Raw genomic sequence first — 17,329 nt, 5'->3', positions numbered from 1 at the left:
GTACTCTGACGCGATTCGCCCCGGATTGAGTGGCCGCCGTCGCGTTCTCTCGCTGTGGGAACGGCGCCTGTCCATATATATGCGGAGCGCCTACGAGAAGGTATGAGCCATTCGACCGGATCCGGATCGCGCGGGCTGGACCTCGACGCGGCGTTCAAGGCGTTCGGCGCGGTGGGGATCCTCATCTCCGTCGCGCTCATCGTCGGCGTGCTCGCGCTGACCGACCCGTTCGGCGAGTTCGTCGTGACCTCGCCCGCGGTGTTCGGGAGCCTGCTGTCCGCGGGCCTCCTCGTCGCCGTCGGCTACGCGACCTACGCACTGCGGCGTCGCTGACGGGGCGTCGCGATCGGTCCGGTGCGGTCGCCGGCGCGGCGAGGGATATAACCCGACGGCAGTCGAACCGACGGCCATGAGCGACGAGACGATCGAGTCCGCGGTCGAACGCTTCCTCGACGAGACCGAGTCCCCGCTGGACAGCTACGACCAGGGGTACGCGGACGCCGACGCGACGGTTTCGGTGCTCCGGACGCACATCGACGAGCTGGCCGACGCCGTCGACGACGCCGACGAGTCGGAGTAGGCGGCGACCCGGTCTTTCCCCCCTACCGGCGCCCCCGACCCGCCGTCGTTTATGAGGCCGCCCGCCAACACGCGCGTATGGTCTCGGAGATCTTCGACCCCGACGCGTGGGAGCCGGTCACCGACGAGTTCGACGACATCACCTATCACCGCGGCGTCGACGTGCCGGCCGTCCGGATCGCGTTCGACCGTCCCGAGGTCCGGAACGCGTTCCGGCCGGGGACCGTCGACGAGCTGTACGCCGCGCTCGACCACGCGCGCAAGCAGGCGGACGTGGGCTGCGTGCTGCTCACGGGCAACGGTCCCTCTCCTGATGACGGCGGCTGGGCGTTCTGCTCCGGCGGCGACCAGTCGGTGCGCGGCGGCTCTGGCTACGAGTACCGCGACGACGACGAGGCGGGCGACGAGGACGACCCGCTGGTCAAGGAGGCGCGCGCGGGCCGGCTCCACATCCTCGAGGTCCAGCGGCTGATCCGCTTTATGCCCAAGCCCGTCGTCGCGGTCGTCCCCGGCTGGGCGGTCGGCGGCGGCCACTCCCTGCACGTGGTCTGCGACCTCACGCTCGCCAGCGAGGAGCACGGAAAGTTCCTCCAGACCGACCCGGACGTGGCCTCCTTCGACGGCGGGTTCGGCTCCGCGTACCTGGCCAAACAGATCGGCCAGAAGAAGGCCCGCGAGGTGTTCTTCCGCGGGAAGACCTACTCCGCCGAGGAGGCCGCGGACATGGGGATGGTCAACGAGGCGATCCCCCACGAGGAGCTGGAAGACGTCGCGCTGGAGTGGGCCGACGAGATGACGAAGAAGTCGCCGACCGCGATGCGCATGCTGAAGTACGCGTTCAACATGACCGACGACGGGATGGTCGGCCAGCAGGTGTTCGCGGGCGAGGCGACCCGCCTGGCGTACATGACCGACGAGGCGCAGGAGGGCCGCGACGCGTTCTTGGAGAAGCGGGAGCCGGAGTTCCGCGACTACCCCTGGCACTACTGAGTCGGTTCCGCTACGCCGGGTCGATCACTCCGACCCGTGCGTGTACCCGCGGTCCGGAAGCGGCTCGCCGTCGGCGGTGACCCCGTCCGCGGCGTCGACGACCCGGCCCACGCGGGTCAGCCCGCCCGGACACGCCTCGCGGGCGGGCTCGATCGCTTCTTCGGGGACGGCGCAGACGAGCTCGAAGTCCTCGCCGAAGTGCGCGGCCAGCTCGAAGCGGTCGGCCGGTCCCTCGGCGACCGCGTCGACGGCGGGGTGGACCGGGAGCCGCTCGGGATCGAGCGTGAAGCCGACCTCGCTCGCCTCCGCGAGCTGGTGGAGCGAGCGCGCGAGCCCGTCCGAGGAGTCCATCATCGCGGTCGCGCGGTCAGCGAGCGCCAGCCCGTCGGCGACGCGGGGCGTGAACCGGAACAGGTCGTTGGCGCGCTCGACGGCCTCCCCATCGCCGGCCTCGTCGGTCTCTCTTTTAAACAGGCGGAGCGCGGCCGCGGACCGGCCCCACTCGCCGGTGACGCAGAGCGCGTCGCCGGGTCGCGCGCCGGACCGCGTGACGACGCCCGCGTCGGTCGCGTCGCCGACCGCGGTCGAGGCCGTGGTGAACTCGTCGTGGGTGTCGAGGTCGCCGCCGACGTACTCGGCGTCGACCGCCTCGCAGACGTCGACCGCGCCGGCGACGAACCGATCGAGCTTCTCCTCGTCGAAGGCGGCGTCGGCGTAGACGGCGACCGCGGCGGTCGCTTGCGCCCCCATCGCGGCCACGTCCGAGAGCGACGCGCCGACCGCGCGCCACCCGGCGGTGTACCGCGTCGTCCCGGGCGGGAAGTCGGTCCGCTCGTGGAGCATGTCGGTCGTGATCACGGTGTCGCCCACGACGGCGGCGTCGTCGCCCGCGTGCGGGAGGTCGGCCGCGAGCGCCCGGAGCGCGTCTCGCTCGTTCACGATACCGACCGATCGAGGCGGAACGGATTATAAGGGATCGATCCGGACGCCGCCGGATCGGTTCCGGAGCTCCGGCATCCTTTGGCAGTTGTTAGCAAGATACATTTAAACAGGTATTACACATTAACGAATATTATCATTATCAATCATTATGTTTATTACCATCCCCTCGCACCTACCGAGTGCAATGACAGTATCCGTACGCGGACACGCAGCAGCCCGACCCGCCGACAGCACGATCACCAGACGACCGCCGCAACCGCCCACACAACCCGATGACGACACCTGACGACACCACACCCACCGACGACCCGACGAACCGGACGACGACCGACCGAACGGCGACCGATCGGACGACGACCGACCGAACGGCGACCGATCGGACGACGACCGACCGAACGGCCACGGACCGGACGCCGACGGATCCGACCCCGACCGATCGACGCGACGCCGATCCTTCTCCCCGGACGATCCCCGGGCGCACGCCGAGCACCGAAGAGGCGGGCGCGCCGATCGTCCCGACGACACGTCCGACGACCGAGGGGTCGACCGCGAGCGAGACCCCGCGCCGCCCGAGCCCGCCGCCGACCGACGGCGAGCGGGACGCCCCGCTGGTCCCCGACCTGCGACCGACGCGTCGCCCGCGGACCGACGGGGGGTCGCGATGAGCGCCGTCCCGATGGCCGGGACCGGACGCGGCCCGCGCCCGGACCCGACGACGTTCACGCGGCGCGCGACCGGACGGACCGAGCGGAGTGACCGATTCGACGACGCGACCACGGAGTGACAACGATGCATCCCAACGAACTCGACGACGACGTCTTCACGAGAGATATCGACAACCCGGCCGGCCGGCGGCTCCGCGAGCTGTTCGAGGAGCAGGACTACACGTTCGCGCCCGGGATCTACCACGCGCTCGACGCCCGCCTCGCGGAGATGGCCGGGCTCGACGCGGCCTACATGAGCGGCTACTCGACCGTCCTCGGCCAGTTCGGCTTCCCGGACCTGGAGATGGTCACGATGAGCGAGATGGTCGAGAACGCAAAGCGCATGGTCGAGGCGACGAACCTCCCGGTCGTCGCCGACTGCGACACCGGCTACGGCGGGGTCCACAACGTCCGCCGCGCGGTCCGCGAGTACGAGAAGGCCGGCGTCGCGGCGATCCACATCGAGGACCAGACCTCGCCGAAGCGCTGCGGCCACATCGCCGGCAAGAAGATCGTCTCCCGCGAGGAGGCCCGCTCCCGGTTCGAGGCCGCGGTCGACGCCAAGCAGAGCGAGGACACCGTCATCATCGCCCGCACCGACGCGTACGGCTCCGCCAACGGCGACTGGGAGGAGCACCTCGAACGCGGGCGGATCTACGCCGACGCCGGCGTCGACCTCGTCTGGCCCGAGATGCCCGACCCGTCCCGCGAGGACGCGGTCGAGTACGCCGAGACGATCCACGAGACCCACCCCGACCTTGACCTCGCGTTCAACTACTCCTCCTCGTTCGAGTGGGGCGCCGAGGAGGACCCGCTCACGTTCCAGGAGCTGGGCGACCTGGGCTACCAGTACATCTTCATCACGCTGTACGGCCTCCACTCGGGTGCGCACGCCGCCTACGAGGACTTCGAGAACATCGCGGAGAACGACGAGGAGGCGCAGTTCGACCTCGAGGAGCGGTACATCGGCCACGAGACCGAGAGCCACCACGAGCTCTCCTTCGTCCCGCGGTACCAGGACATCGAGGCCGAGTTCGACCCCGAGGCCCGGCAGCGGCAGGAGGAGTCGGCCGGATTCACCGAAGACGAGAGCGACCCGATCACCGCCGAAAGCGGCGACGACGACTGATCGGCGAGACGGAGTAGCCGACGACTGATCGGCGGGACGAGTCAGACTAACACGAAAGACGCGCACGAAGGCGGTTCGGGGATCCGCTGGGCATCACGGGACCCCGACTCGCCGGGACGAACCCCCGCGGGACTACTCGGGGATTGCGCCCCGCTTTTTCAGCTCCTCAAGATCGCCATCACCGTACCCATACTCCCTGAGCACCGCCTCCGTGTGCTCGCCGAGCGAGGGCGGGTGCCGCCGGGCCGTCGTCGGCGTCCGCGAGAAGTGCATCGGCGAGCCCGGCACCCGCATCGGGCCGGCGGTCGGGTGGTCGAACTCGTCGACCATGTCCCGCGCGGCCAGCTGCGGGTCGTCGAACACCTCGGCCATGTCGCGGACGCGGCTCGCGGGGACGCCGTGCTCGTCGAGCCGGTCGAGCGCCTCCGCCGTCGCGAGCTCCGCGAACGACGCGTCGAGCTCAGGGTCGAGGGCGTCCCGGTTGCGCACGCGCTGCTCGTTGGTCTCGAACCGTTCGTCGGCCAGCAGGTCGGGGCGGTCGAGCGCCTCGCAGAGCCGGGGCCAGAACGCGTCGGACGCGCAGGCGACGACCACGTACCCGTCCCGCGTCTCGAACGCCTGGTACGGGGCGATGTTCGGGTGTTTGCTCCCCATCCGCCCCGGCGGCTCGCCGCTCGCGAAGTAGTTCGCCGCCATGTAGCTGGTCCACGCGGCCTGCCCGTCGAGCAGGCTCACGTCGATCTTCTGGCCGGTCCCGTCGCCGAGCTCCCGTTCGAGGAGGGCCGCGAGGATCGCCTGCGTCGCGTACATCCCGGCGCCGATGTCGGCGAGCGCGACGCCGATCCTGACCGGCGCACCCCCCTCGACGCCCGTGATCGACATGAAGCCGCCGCGGGCCTGCATCACGATGTCGTAGGCGGGCTCGTCGCGGTCCGGCCCCCACTCGCCGTACCCGGAGAGCCCGCAGTAGATCAGCTCGGGGTTCTCTTCGGCGAGGTCCGGGTAGTCGAGGTCCCACTCGGCCATCTTGCCGACCCGGAAGTTCTCGACGAGCACGTCGGCCTCCCGCGCGAGGTCACGGAAGACCTCGCGCCCAGATTCGCTCGCGAGGTTCAGCTCGACGGAGCGCTTGTTCCGGTTGACGCTGGCGTAGTAGGCGCTCTGCGCGCCCTCGCCGTCGCCCTCCTCCTCGCCGAACGCGGGCGGGCGCCAGGTCCGCGTCTGGTCGCCCTCGCCCGGGCGCTCGACCTTGATCACCTCGGCGCCGAGGTCGCCGAGCTGCATGGTGCAGAACGGCCCCACGAGCACCCGTGAGGCGTCGAGCACGGTGACGCCGTCGAGCGGCCCCGCGTCGCCCTCGGGGTCGCGCGCCTCACCGACCACGGGAGGGCACCTCCGAGGTCGGTCGTCGGATCGTCCTCGCGGCCGGTCGTCGTGTCGGGTCCATGTCCCCCGACTCGGGCGGACGGGTTATGAGCCTCCCGGCGGGGACGGACGCCTCGGTCCACCGACGAAACCGCCGCCGGCGACGTCCGCCGCGTCGCCAACGGTTAAGCCGCGGCGTCTCGTCTCGGCGCGTATGGATCTCGACATCGAGGGGAACGTCGCGCTGACGACGGCATCGAGCAGCGGCCTCGGCTTCGCGTCCGCGCAGGCGCTCGTCCGCGAGGGCGCGAACGTGGTCATCAACGGCCGCGACGGCGACAGCCTCGCGGAGGCGAAGGCGGACCTGGAGGCGGAGGCCGCCGGCGACGCCCGCGTCGTCGCGGTCGAGGGCGACATCACCGATCCGGACGACCTCGACACCCTCGTCGAGACGACGCTCGACGAGTTCGGCCGGCTCGACCACCTCGTCACGTCGGCCGGCGGGCCGCCGTCTGGCGCGTTCCTCGAGACCGACGACGAGGACTGGGAGGCGGCCTACGAGCTGCTCGTGATGAGCGTCGTCCGGCTGGCGCGGAAGTGCGCGGAGCCCCTCGCCGACGGCGACGGCGGCACGATCGTCACCATCACCTCACGGTCGGTGAAGGAGGCGATCGACGGGCTGGTGCTCTCGAACTCGGTGCGGATGAGCGTCGTCGGGTTAGAGAAGACGCTCTCGAAGGAGCTCGGCCCGGACGTGCGCGCGAACGCGGTGCTCCCCGGCCCCCACGAGACGAGCCGGATCCGGGACCTGGTCAACCAGGCGATCGAGCGCGGCGAGTACGACTCCTACGAGGAGGGGCTCGCCGACTGGGTCGACAACCCCCTCGACCGCATCGGCGACCCGATCGAGCTGGGCAACACCGTCGCGTTCCTCTCCTCGCCGCGCTCCGGGTACGTGAACGGGCAGGCGATCGTCATCGACGGCGGCGGCGGCAGTTCGAACCTCTAGCCGGGCCGCCGTCCCCGTCAATCCGCTTTCGCAACCGTCAACCGATGGGATCGTCTCGGTCCGCGTAGATGGAGGTTCTCGTCCGGCTCACGGGGCTGCTCGCGCTGCTGCTCGCGGGGACGGGACTCCGGCGGGTCGGCGTCCTCGACGCGGACCGCACGGAGCGTTTGAACCAGACGGCGTACTACGTCGCGCTCCCGGCGCTGGTGTTCGTCGCGACCTACGACCAGTCGATCGGCGACGTGGTCTCGTGGGAGCTGTTCGTGGGCGTGCTCGCCACGCTCCTCGGGACCGCGCTCGTCGCGTCGCTCGTCCACCGGCACCGGTCGCCGAGCGGGCGCCGCAGCGTCGCCGTCGTCCAGTCGTACCACTCGAACCTGGGCTACCTCGGCGTCCCGCTCGTCGCGGCGACGTTCGACGCCGAGGTGACCGCGATCGCGAGCGTCATCCTCGGGATCGGCGCGCTGGTGCAGGTGCCGCTGACGGTGATCCTGCTGGTGTCGATGAACGGGACGAGCGCCGAGGGCGCGCTGGGGCGGCACCTCACGTCGCTCGCGGGGAACCCCGTGCTCATCGCGCTCGTCGCCGGCATGGCGATCGGCGGGTTCGAGCTCGGCGTGCCGGCCGCGGCCGCGACCGCCCTCGATCTGGTCGGGTCGCTGGCGCTCCCGCTCGCGCTGCTCTGCGTCGGCGCCACCCTGCAGGTCGACTCCTCGACGATCGACCGCCGAGCGACCGCCTCGGTGGTCGCGCTCAAGGTGGGGTGTATGCCCGCCATCGCGTGGGGCGTCCTCGCGCTGCTCGGCGTCAACGCCGCGACGTTCACCGCCGGCGTCGTCATGCTCGGGACGCCGACCGCGGTGTCGACGTACGTGTTCGCGACCGAGCTCGGCGGCGACGCCGGGTTCGCCTCGCTGAACGTGTTCGTCACGACGGTCGCGTCGGTCGCGTCGCTGACCCTGTTGATCGAGCTGCTCGGCGCCGTCGCGTAGGCGGCTTCGGATCGGCGGGAACCCAATCCCGCCGCGACCCGAACCGATTTGACACGGGGCGTCCACGGACGCCCATGGAACACGTTCCGTTCGACGACGCGGAGACCTACGAGCCGGAAGACGGGTGGGGGCGCGCCGCGCTGGCGGGCAGCGACCGGTTCACCTTCGAGTGGTTCGAGAAGCCGGCGGGCCACTCCTCGCCGATGCACGACCACGAGAACGAGCAGGTCTGCCTCTGTCTGGAGGGCGAGCTCGTCGTCCACACCGAGGACGACACCGCCGTGTTAGAGCGGTACGACTCGGTGCACCTCGACGCGTGGGAGTCGCACCGCGTCGAGAACCGGACCGACGAGCGCGCGGTCGGCCTCGACGTGTTCGCGCCCGGCCGCGGCTTCGACTTCTGGACGGACCGCGAGGAGTGATGGCTGACGAGGCACCGCAGTCGGGGGACGCAGGGACGGTCCGCCTCGCGCGGACCGCCGAGGGCCGACCGCTGCTCGGCGACGAGGACGGGTTCGTCCCGCTCGCGTCGGCCGGGCTCGACGGGGTCGACGACGCGCTCGCTGCCGCGGTCGGCGGGGGCGGCGGGGGTGGGGGCGGGGGCGGCGACGCTTCTGGAGCGGGGGCACTCCCGTCGCTCGACGACCTCCCGGCCTCGCGGACGCCGGCGGATCGGCTCTCGTTCGGCGTCCCGTTCGACCCGGGGAAGCTCTGGGGGATCGGGCTCAACTACGCCGACCACGCGGCGGACCTCGAGGAGACCCGGCCCGCGGAGCCCGCGAGCTTCATGAAGCCGGCGACGGCGCTGACCGCGCCCGGCGGCCCGATCCGGCTCCCGCCGACCGAGGAGACGGCCCGCGTCACGGCGGAGGCTGAACTGGGGGTCGTGATCGGTCGGACCTGCACCGACGTCGGCGAGGACGAGTTCGGCGACGTGGTCGCCGGGGTCGTCCCGGTCATCGACATGACCGCCGAGGACGTGCTCCAGCGCAACCCGCGCTTTCTCACCCGGGCGAAGAGCTACGACACGTTCCTCGTCGTCGGGCCGTGGGTGTCGGCGCCGGTGAGCGTCGACCGGCTCGCGGGCACCACGGTCCGGACCGTGATCAACGGCGAGACGGTCTCGGAGAACACCGTCGACCGGATGCTGTTCCCGCCCGAGGAGCTCGTCGGCGTCCACTCGCGCGTGATGACGTTGGAGCGCGGCGACCTCATCTCGACGGGGACTCCCGGCGCGGGCGTGATCGAGCCCGGCGACACGGTCCGCGCGGAGGTCGAGGGCGTGGGCGCGCTGGAGGCCGACGTGGTGGGCGACGACTGAGCGGCGGGGAGAAAGCGGAGCAAACGGGAACGGGCGGTCGGTTGGCGGTCGGCGTCAGTGCGTCAGGCCGGCACCGAGTCAGGCCGGCAGCGTGTCGATCCCGTTGATCTCGACGTAGCCGTACCCGCACTCGGGGCAGCGCCACTTCGTCTTCTCGCCGAGGTGGAGCGTCATCGCCGCGGTCCGGTAGAACGACTGGGCCTCTCCGCACGAGGGACAGTCCACGTCCTTTTCGAGCGCCATGTGCGCGGATCCGTCCGGCGCGGTTTTGAAGCTACTGATCCGGCGGTTATACTCGGTCGGTGATTGCGTGGGCTCAGTCGATCCGTTATAAACCGCTGCCGATGGATCGGCGATGAACACCTCCAAAGCCCCAGCCGGAAGGACTCGCGCGACTCGCTGTGGTCCGCAGTCGCTCGCTTCGCTCGCTCCTGCGGTCCTTGCGTCGTCGTGCTTCGTCCTTCCGGCTGCCCCTTTGAGTCCCCGCCCGCTCCGCACCGCAACCGCAGCCTCGCACCTCCCCAGCCTCGTCGCTGGCGCCTTATAAGGCGCCAGCGACTCCAGCGAGGGACCGGAGGTCCCTCTGGCAGCCGGCGCGTAGCGCCGGCGACCTCGCGCGTGCTTCTCGGCCGCGGGGCGGCCTCGAAGGCACGCGCCACCGCGACTCTGCTTATAAGTAGTGTGCGCCGTTCGCGTCCCTACTTCTCGTCGACGTGCCGGACCTCGCTGGCGACGCCGCGCGTCGAGTCGACCATCTCCGGCCCGGACATCTCGGCGCGGCCGACCGCGAACGCCTTCGGCCCCTCGATGACGACCTCGTCGCCCACGCGGATGTCGTCGTCCGCGTCGACGACGCCGGGCGCCAAGACGGAGCCGTGCGGGACGAACCGGTCGATCTCGACGCGCTTGGTCGGGGCGTCGCTCGCGACCCACCGGCGCGCGCCCTCGATGGTAAACGAGAGGGTGCCGTACTGCGGCACCATCGTCGCGAGCTGTTCGCCGGGCTCGCCCTCGCGCCCGGCGTCGGGGTCGTCGCCCCAGACCTGGAGCTTGGGATACCGGCCGGTGGTCCGGATGTCGGCCTCGCCGGGGCCGCCGAACAGGTCGTCGCCGGCGCCGTCGCCGAGCAGGTAGTCGGCGAGCGCCCGGACCGTGTTGTGCTCGCGCTCCCGCTTGCTGTAGGCGGGCTCGCCCTGGAGAGCGGCGTTCAGCTCGCCCAGCGACTCGTCGCTCGTCGGATGGCCGACGCAGGTGTACTCGAAGGGGACGTCGATCGCGGGGTCGCGCTCGACGCGCTCGCAGATCTCGCGGTAGCCGTGGTCTGGGACGTGCGCGACGACGCGGGAGTAGTCGTTGCGCTCCAGATATCGGCGGAGCACCTCGGCGACGAACTCGATCTCGTCTTCGCTCCAGTCGCCGGTGACGACGGCGTCGTAGTGTTGCGCGGGATAGGTCGTCTCCAGCTCCTGGGGCACCACGCCGATCGGCGAGGTCATCGAGACGGTGTGGCCCCGCCACTGGATCGCGTCGTGGAACTGGCGGTGGCTCTGGGAGTCGCTGTACGGCTTCGTCGCCGAGCAGGGCACGAGCACGAGCGGCTGGTCGGCGAAGCGGTTCCGGTACCGGCTCGTGACGCGGTCGGCGAACCGACGGATCTCGACGCGGTCGAGCGTCTCCGCGGTCGCCGCGGTCACCTCGGCGTCGCGCATGAGCGGCGTCCGCTCCTCCAGGTACCCCCACTGGTCGTCGAACTCGCGGAACGCGGCCGTGAGCCACTGCTCGTGGCGGCTCTGCCCCTCGATGTAGTCCCGCAGGCGACCCGCCCGGATTCGCTCGCGGACCCGCCGGAGCTCGGCGCGGAGCGCGTTGACGTTGTGCTCGGCGCAGTCCGCGCGCGTGAACTCGTCGCGGGGGCCCGCGCAGGCGGGACAGGCGCACGGCAGCTCGTCGAGGTCTTCGAGGAAGTGCTCGGCGTCGGCGGTGAGATACATTCCCTGCGTCCCCTTCGTCCGCGCGAGCGTGGCGTCGACGAGGTCGACGCCGGCGTACGCGAGGGTGGCGACGTTCCGGGGCGTGGCGACCCCGGAGAGCGTGAGGGCGGTGTCGGCCGGCAGAGCCTCCTTCGCCGCCACGACCGCGTCGCGGAACGCCTCGCCGTGGCCGACGAACCCGGAGGCGTCCGCGAGGACGTACGCGTCGGCGCCCACGTCGCGGGCGCTCTCGCTGTCGACGACCGCGGCGGCGGGGTAGTCGACATCGGGGTGATCGACCGCGAACGACTCGCGGACCTCCTCGCGGGTGCCCGCGGGGAACGCCCGGTGGGGCAGGACGGTGAGCTCGGCCGCGTCGCCGTCGGGGACCGCTCGGTCGCCGGCCCAGAGGCTGCCGGCGTCCGCCAGGAACGGATCCGCGAGCGCCGGCGTCGTCACGGGGTCGGCGAGCCGGAGCTCACCGAGCCGGGCGGCGCCGTCGCGCTCGTGGACCTCGAAGTACTCGGTCATACTCCCTCTCGCGGGGGGACGGTCAATTCTCTTGTGTTCCGCGGTCGCGCGGAGGAGTCGTGGAGAGGGAGTGCTCCTCGTTCGACCGGTCCGAGACTCACCGCCGATACTCGCGTGCGAAGCGTTTTATTTCGGACCGTCATTCCCGGACGGGATGGCAGGACGGTACGACACGCGGGACGCCGGCGGGGGACGAGTACGGGAACTGCTGGCGGCGCTCGGCGTGATCGATCCGGACCACGTCTCCGAGGAGCCGGACGGCGGCGTCGCTCGCGCGGCCGCCGCCCTGTTCGTCTCGCTGTCGGGATTCGTCCTCCTGATCCCGAACGTGACCCCGCTCGTCTCGGGCGGTGAACCGCCGATCGGGATCGCCCTGTCGGTGCTGGGGACCGTCCTGTCGGTCGCGCTGGTGGTCGTCGGCGGACTCCTGTACCGCAGCACGTTCACGACACGGAACGCGGTCCGTATCGCCGTCTGGAGCCTGTTCGGGATCGTCGTTCTCGGCGCCATTATGCTCGGTATTATCCGGTATCAGGCGCAGCTCGGATCGCCGATGATCGCGCCCACCTTCACGGTCGCGAAGGTGCTCGCGATCGGCGCGGTCGCGCACGTCATCATCGGCGTCTACGACGCCCGACGGGTGCGCGCACAGCAGCTCGCCAAGGAGCAGCGCCGCGTCTCCGTGCTGAACCGGATGATCCGCCACAACCTCCGCAACGAGACGACGGTGCTCGGCGGCCACGCCTCGCTCATCGCCGAGGGCGTCGACGACCCCGAGCTCCGCAATTCGGCCGAGGCGGTGGCGGAGAGCGCCGCGGTGATCGGCGGGCTCGCGGAGGACGCCAAGCGACTGCAGGCGGCCTTCGAGCGCCGCCCGGACGAGCGCGAGTCGGTCCCGGTCGAGCCGCTGCTTGAGGACGCCGCCGCGGCCGCCCGCGAGGCCGGCGCCGAGACTGTCGACGTCGACGTCGAGCCCTGCGCGGCGCTGGCCGACGACCGGCTCGCGACCGCGGTCGAGGAGCTCGCGACCAACGCGCCGGAACACGGCGCGAGCGCGGTCGACCTGTCGGCCCGCGAGGTCGACGGCGACGTGGCGATCACCGTCGCCGACGACGGGCCCGGGATCCACGAGGACGAGAGCCGCGTGATCACGGGTCGGGACCCGGAGACCCAACTGGAGCACGCGAGCGGGCTCGGGCTCTGGATCGTCCGGGCGACCGCGGACGCGTTCGACGGGTGGCTCTCGATCGAGACGACGCGGGCGGACGGGGAGGGCGCAGGCGACGACACCGGGACGGCGGTGACGATCGGGATCCCGGCGGCTTGACCGCCTCGTAGCTGGCACCGAAACAGATCCGCTTTTGATCGATACCGGGAGTACGTATGGCAAATTGGCTGATCGGTTGTTTATAAGTCGGATTGTGGTGTCGCTAGCGGCTGTTTATACGTGATCGACGTGTCTGTGGTGAAGGCCTCCAAAGCCCCAGCCGCACCGCAACCGCAGCCTCACGCCTCCCCAGCCTCGTCGCTGGCGCCTTATAAGGCGCCAGCGACTCCCTCGCGCGGTGCTGCTCGCGGCCTGTCGGCCGCTCGCAGGCACGCGCCACCGCGCCGTCATTTATAAGCGATCGTCGCCGTCGCTCACGGTTCTTTTAAATATCCTCTCGCATCCACTAATCTGCAACACTCACTCCCGCTATCGATCGGTGCCGCGTCTGTAGTAGTTTAAGAGACCCGAGTCCGCGACCGTGGCCCGGCTCCGTCGGCACCTACTGTTTAGGCGGAGACGCCCCTACGACTCGTATGGACATCACCGGCCCCTGGGACCGGGAGCGCGTCGACGAGTTCCTCGACGGAGCGCAGATTCCGGTCCGCGTCGGCTGTCGCACGCCGAGCGACGCCCCGTGGATCGTCTCGCTGTGGTTCTCGTGGGACGGCGCGGTCAACTGCGCGACGAGCGCGAGCGCCGACCTCGCCGACTTCCTCGCGCACGACGATCACGTCTCCTTCGAGGTGTCGACGAACGATCCCCCTTATAAGGGAGTCCGGGGACGGGGGCGCGCGACGGTGACGCCGGACGCGGACCAGGAGCTGCTCCGCGCGCTGTTGGAGCGCTATCTCGGCGGCGTCGACAACCCGACGGGGGACCGGCTCCTCCGGCCGGACCGCGAGGAGATCCGGGTACGGATCGAGCCCGAGCGACTCCACTCGTGGGACTACTCGGAGCGGATGGGGCCGGCCGACCCCTGACCGGCGAGCGCGCGGGCGGATGCCGGGACCCTCAGCGACCGAGGTGCCGCAGGTTCTCCGTCTCGACGCGGTCCGGCACCGCGTCGACCGCGCGCGGCGCCCAGTCGTCGTGGCCGAGGACGATCTCCGCGTCGGGGTTGGCGTCGGCGAGACTCGCGACGCCCTCGGCGGCCGCCACCTGCGCCGCGCCGTCGACGCGCTCGGGGACCTCCGCGGTGAGCGGGTAGGTCTCGGAGAGTGCCCGCGGGAAGGGGCCGAACGGGGGTTTCACGCGCCACACCGCGTCGTAGTCGTGGTCGGAGGGCGCGTCCGACTCGGTGAGGAGGATCCGGTCGGGGACCGCGAGCCGCGAGAGCCGGTCGTGGTGCCGCCGGACCTCGGGACGGCGGGCGGACTCGTGGGAGGTGTAGAAGAACGCGTCCTTCGAGACGGGGTCGGTCTCCTCTAACTCGTCGGCGTGGTCGAGGAGGGTCCGGAGCCCGTCGAGCATCGCGGGGTGGCCCCGGGCGCGGCGGTCGACGAGCTGGAGGAGGTTCCCGGAGCGGATCGCGGCCTTCACGCGCCGCAGCTCCTCGAAGGTGACGTGGAGGTTGTGCTCGGCGAGGAGCTGCTCCGCGGTCCGGTCGTCTTCGGCGCCGCCGGCGCCGCCGCCCCCGTCCAGCTCCCGCAGCTCCGCGGGCGTGTGCTCGGCGCAGACGGGACACGAGCAGGGGAAGTACTCCATCTCTTCGAGGTGTTCCGTCCCCGAGACCGTCAGGTACCGGCCGTCGCGCGCCATCAGCGCGTAGGCGGCCGAGTCGAACAGGTCACAGCCCGCGGCGACCGCCAGCGCGAGCATCATCGGGTGGCCGGCGCCGAACAGGTGGACCGGGGCGTCCGGGTCGAGCCCGCGCTTGGCCGCCCGCACCGCCTCGACGACCTCGGCGTAGCGGTAGGAGTTGAGCAGGGGGACCATCGCGCCGACCGGGAACACGTCCAGGTCGGTCGCGCTCGCGTGGCGCCCCGCCTCCTCGCGGAGGTCCGGGAACGTCGACCCCTGCACGGGGGCGTTGACGAGCATGTCGCCCGTCTCCGCGGCCTCGGCGTCGGCGAGGGCCTGTCGGGTCGTCTCCAGTTCGCGCTCCGCGCGCTCGCGGTCGACGTCGGGTGGCGTCGGCACGTCGACCGGCGTGGCCACGTCGGTTCCGATCCGCCGCTGGAACTCGATGATCTCCTCGGTGGTCACGTCGATGTCGCCGTACTCGGCCAGCTGGAAGGAGCCGGAGTCGGTCATGATCGCGCCGTCGAACCCGAGGAAGTCGTGGAGCCCCTCCTCGAGCACGCGGTCGCGGATCCGGTCGGTGCTCCGGATGATGTAGGAGTTGGTGATCAGCATCTCCGCGCCGAACTCCTCGGCGAGCCGCCGCGGCTCGATCGTGAGGACGTTGGGATTGACGACCGGCAGGAGCGCCGGCGTCTCGACGGTCACCCCGGCGCGGGGGACCTCCAGCCGCCCGATCCGCCCGGCGGCGTCGTGGTCCCGGATCTCGAAGTGATCGCGCATACCCGGACTGCGGGGACGCGGGCGGTAAGGGTTGCGTTCGGGGGCGAGCCGACGGGCCGACCGCCGCGCTACAGTCCGGTCGGGTGACTCACGTACGTCGTCTCCAGCCCCCACTCCTCGGTCAGCGCCTGCAGCGACCGGACGCCGAACGTCTCGGTCGCGTAATGGCCCGCGAGGAACACCGTGATCCCGGCCTCGCGCGCGTCGTGGTACACGCGTCCCTTCCCCTCGCCCGTGACCAGCGCGTCGGCCCCCGCCTCGACCGCCTCGTCGAGCCAGTCGGTGCCGGAGCCGGTGACGACCGCGACGCGCTCGATCTCGTCGGGCCCGAAGTCGACGACTCGCGTCGGGGACGCTCCGCTCCCGCTATCGACCTCGCCGTCTCCCTCGCCGCCCGGCTGGCCCTCGAACCCGTCGAGCGTCTCGCGGATCGACGCCGCCGACCGCGGCGACTCCGTCTCGCCGATCGTCCCGATCGTGACCGGCCCGATCTCGCCGAACGGCGCCCGGTCGCCGAGGCCGATTTCTTCCGCGACGCCGGCGGCGTTGCCGAGGTCGGGGTGGCCGTCGAGCGGGAGGTGCGAGACGTACAGGGCGATGTCGCGCTCGGCGAGCGCCTCGACCCGGTCGTAGGTCCGGCCCGTGACCCGCTCGATCCCGCCCCACGAGATCCCGTGGTGGACGACGAGGGCGTCGGCGCCCGCGTCGGCCGCGGCCTCGATCGTCGCGTCCGCGGCGTCGACCGCGAAGGCGACGCGCTCGATCTCCCCCTCGTCCGACCCCACCTGCAGTCCGTTCGCGCTGGCGTCGACGTCGGCGTACGCGGCCGTACCCAGCCGGTCGTCGAGTCGTCGCACGTACTCGGAGCGCTCCATACCGACGCGTGCGGCGGCCGGGAGATAAAGCGCGCGGCTCTCGGCGGTCGGTTCCCCGCCGGCGCCCCGCGGTGGTTACTCTCGTTCCGCGAGGAAGGCTTCGACGGCCTCGCGGTCGGGGAGCGCCGTCATTCCTCCGTAGCCCTGCACCGAGAGCGCGGCGGTCGCGTTGGCGAACGCGAGCGCGTCGTCGAGGTCTGGCGGGTCATCCGCGTTGCCGGCGTCGCCAGCACTCGCGGCGAGCCGGGTTATGAGCCCGGCGGTGAACGCATCGCCCGCGCCGGTGGCGTCGACCGCCTCGACCGGGAACCCCCCGTGGCGCGCGGCCGCCTCGCCCCACGGCGCCGCCTCCGAGCTCGCCGCGACCGCGCCCGCGGCGCCGAGCGTGACGACCGCCGTGTGCGGTCCGAACTCCACCAGGTCCCGAGCCAGCGCGTCGCCCTCGTGCGAGGAGAGACCGGCCGCCGCCGCGTCCTCGTCGCTGGCGAACGCCACGTCGGCGTCCGCGAGCACGTCGCGGATCGCCTCCATCACCGCGTCGCGCTCCCCTTCCGGAACCAGATCGGGGCGGTAGTTCACGTCGAAGGAGACGGTGCACCCGCGCTCGGCGGCCGCGGCCGCCAGCGTCCGCATGGCTCTCCGGCCCGCGGGGTGCGTCAGGGCGACGCCGCCGAGGTGGACCCACGAGACGGACGCCAGCGCGTCGGTCGGGACCGCGTCGGGCTCGAACCCGAAGGTGGCGTCCCGCGAGCCGTAAAAGCGGAAGCGCCGACCGTCTGCGTCCGGCGGGGAGACCACCGCGAGGGTGGTGTTCCCCTCGACGCGTCGAGAGAACCCGCCCGGGACGCCCGCCTCGTCGAGCGTCTCCCGCAGGAAGTCACCGAAGGGGTCGTCGCCGAGCCGAGTCCAGAATCGCGGGGGTACACCGAGCCGCGAGAGTCCGACCGCGACGGTGGCCGGGGCGCCGCCCGGTCGGTGCGTGAACCCGTCCACGTCGCGCAGCGTCTCGCCCGCCCCGGGAAGCATGTCGACGAGCGTCTCACCGGCGACGAGGATGTCGGTCATGGGTGGGAGGATCGTCGCCGACCGGTATGAAGGTTCGCCGTTCGTCGGGTCGCGGACTCCGCTC

Annotated in this window: 19 protein-coding genes; 12 read left to right on the top strand and 7 right to left on the bottom strand. The window is 71.5% G+C overall.

Going from position 1 to position 17,329, the window contains the following annotated elements:
• Nucleotides 1-102 precede the first annotated feature (102 nt).
• The 3 genes from JIN95_RS05110 (at nt 103) to JIN95_RS05100 (ending at nt 1,569) form a co-directional block, all read left to right on the top strand.
• On the top strand, nt 103-333 hold the full coding sequence (locus JIN95_RS05110; RefSeq protein ID WP_095637826.1) for a hypothetical protein: 231 nt from the start codon (nt 103-105) through the stop codon (nt 331-333).
• Nucleotides 334-409: 76 nt separating this feature from the next.
• Nucleotides 410-580, top strand: a complete 171-nt coding sequence (locus tag JIN95_RS05105) for a hypothetical protein (RefSeq protein WP_198951573.1) — start codon at nt 410-412, stop codon at nt 578-580.
• A gap of 77 nt (nt 581-657) precedes the next feature.
• Nucleotides 658-1,569, top strand: a complete 912-nt coding sequence (locus JIN95_RS05100) for a 1,4-dihydroxy-2-naphthoyl-CoA synthase (RefSeq protein ID WP_200530706.1) — start codon at nt 658-660, stop codon at nt 1,567-1,569.
• 24 nt (nt 1,570-1,593) lie between these two features.
• Here the strand turns inward: JIN95_RS05100 and thiL are convergent, their stop codons facing one another.
• On the bottom strand, nt 1,594-2,508 hold the full coding sequence (gene thiL / locus JIN95_RS05095; RefSeq protein ID WP_200530705.1) for a thiamine-phosphate kinase: 915 nt from the start codon (nt 2,506-2,508) through the stop codon (nt 1,594-1,596).
• Between the two features lie 275 nt (nt 2,509-2,783).
• Between thiL and JIN95_RS05090 the strand changes: the two genes are divergently transcribed.
• The 3 genes from JIN95_RS05090 to aceA are packed head-to-tail and all read left to right on the top strand — an operon-like array spanning nt 2,784 to nt 4,344.
• Nucleotides 2,784-3,176, top strand: a complete 393-nt coding sequence (locus tag JIN95_RS05090) for a hypothetical protein (RefSeq protein ID WP_200530704.1) — start codon at nt 2,784-2,786, stop codon at nt 3,174-3,176.
• Nucleotides 3,173-3,295, top strand: coding sequence for a hypothetical protein (locus tag JIN95_RS16400; protein ID WP_255521215.1), 123 nt, complete (start codon nt 3,173-3,175; stop codon nt 3,293-3,295). The genes JIN95_RS05090 and JIN95_RS16400 overlap by 4 nt, the downstream gene beginning before the upstream one ends.
• A gap of 5 nt (nt 3,296-3,300) precedes the next feature.
• Nucleotides 3,301-4,344 (top strand): isocitrate lyase, encoded by a 1,044-nt coding sequence (gene aceA / locus JIN95_RS05085; RefSeq protein WP_200530703.1) that lies wholly within the window; start codon nt 3,301-3,303, stop codon nt 4,342-4,344.
• Nucleotides 4,345-4,476: 132 nt separating this feature from the next.
• On the opposite strand, the gene JIN95_RS05080 is transcribed toward aceA, so the two are convergent.
• A complete protein-coding gene (locus JIN95_RS05080; RefSeq protein ID WP_200530702.1) occupies nt 4,477-5,727 on the bottom strand; it encodes a CoA transferase in 1,251 nt (416 codons plus the stop codon).
• Between the two features lie 196 nt (nt 5,728-5,923).
• Here JIN95_RS05080 and JIN95_RS05075 point away from each other — a divergent pair, with 196 nt between their 5' ends.
• The 4 genes from JIN95_RS05075 (at nt 5,924) to JIN95_RS05060 (ending at nt 9,031) form a co-directional block, all read left to right on the top strand.
• Entirely contained in the window at nt 5,924-6,718 is a 795-nt protein-coding gene (locus JIN95_RS05075; RefSeq protein WP_200530701.1) for an SDR family oxidoreductase, read from the top strand.
• A gap of 68 nt (nt 6,719-6,786) precedes the next feature.
• A complete protein-coding gene (locus JIN95_RS05070; protein ID WP_200530700.1) occupies nt 6,787-7,710 on the top strand; it encodes an AEC family transporter in 924 nt (307 codons plus the stop codon).
• A 74-nt stretch (nt 7,711-7,784) separates the two neighbouring features.
• Entirely contained in the window at nt 7,785-8,132 is a 348-nt protein-coding gene (locus JIN95_RS05065) for a cupin domain-containing protein (protein ID WP_095637818.1), read from the top strand.
• On the top strand, nt 8,132-9,031 hold the full coding sequence (locus JIN95_RS05060) for a fumarylacetoacetate hydrolase family protein (protein WP_200530699.1): 900 nt from the start codon (nt 8,132-8,134) through the stop codon (nt 9,029-9,031). The genes JIN95_RS05065 and JIN95_RS05060 overlap by 1 nt, the downstream gene beginning before the upstream one ends.
• Before the next feature lie 78 nt (nt 9,032-9,109).
• On the opposite strand, the gene JIN95_RS05055 is transcribed toward JIN95_RS05060, so the two are convergent.
• Together JIN95_RS05055 and arcS are read right to left on the bottom strand one after the other, a co-directional pair.
• On the bottom strand, nt 9,110-9,274 hold the full coding sequence (locus tag JIN95_RS05055; protein ID WP_170938246.1) for a hypothetical protein: 165 nt from the start codon (nt 9,272-9,274) through the stop codon (nt 9,110-9,112).
• Between the two features lie 455 nt (nt 9,275-9,729).
• Complete coding sequence (gene arcS, locus JIN95_RS05050) at nt 9,730-11,532, bottom strand: archaeosine synthase subunit alpha (protein ID WP_200530698.1); 1,803 nt, start codon at nt 11,530-11,532, stop codon at nt 9,730-9,732.
• Between the two features lie 154 nt (nt 11,533-11,686).
• Between arcS and JIN95_RS05045 the strand changes: the two genes are divergently transcribed.
• Entirely contained in the window at nt 11,687-12,859 is a 1,173-nt protein-coding gene (locus JIN95_RS05045; RefSeq protein WP_200530697.1) for a HAMP domain-containing sensor histidine kinase, read from the top strand.
• Between the two features lie 476 nt (nt 12,860-13,335).
• Complete coding sequence (locus tag JIN95_RS05040; protein ID WP_200530696.1) at nt 13,336-13,782, top strand: pyridoxamine 5'-phosphate oxidase family protein; 447 nt, start codon at nt 13,336-13,338, stop codon at nt 13,780-13,782.
• 31 nt (nt 13,783-13,813) lie between these two features.
• On the opposite strand, the gene tgtA is transcribed toward JIN95_RS05040, so the two are convergent.
• From tgtA to JIN95_RS05025, 3 genes are all read right to left on the bottom strand, one after another.
• Nucleotides 13,814-15,325 (bottom strand): tRNA guanosine(15) transglycosylase TgtA, encoded by a 1,512-nt coding sequence (tgtA, locus tag JIN95_RS05035; protein ID WP_200530695.1) that lies wholly within the window; start codon nt 15,323-15,325, stop codon nt 13,814-13,816.
• A 68-nt stretch (nt 15,326-15,393) separates the two neighbouring features.
• On the bottom strand, nt 15,394-16,200 hold the full coding sequence (locus JIN95_RS05030; protein ID WP_200530694.1) for a Nif3-like dinuclear metal center hexameric protein: 807 nt from the start codon (nt 16,198-16,200) through the stop codon (nt 15,394-15,396).
• Nucleotides 16,201-16,275: 75 nt separating this feature from the next.
• Nucleotides 16,276-17,265 (bottom strand): PfkB family carbohydrate kinase, encoded by a 990-nt coding sequence (locus JIN95_RS05025; protein WP_200530693.1) that lies wholly within the window; start codon nt 17,263-17,265, stop codon nt 16,276-16,278.
• Nucleotides 17,266-17,329 lie beyond the last annotated feature (64 nt).

The sequence above is a fragment of the Halorubrum sp. LN27 genome, assembly GCF_016635065.1.
In the GTDB taxonomy this organism is placed as follows: Archaea; Halobacteriota; Halobacteria; order Halobacteriales; family Haloferacaceae; genus Halorubrum; species Halorubrum salipaludis.
The sequence above is the reverse complement of the archived record's forward strand: the minus strand, read 5'-3'. Positions and strand labels throughout refer to the sequence as shown.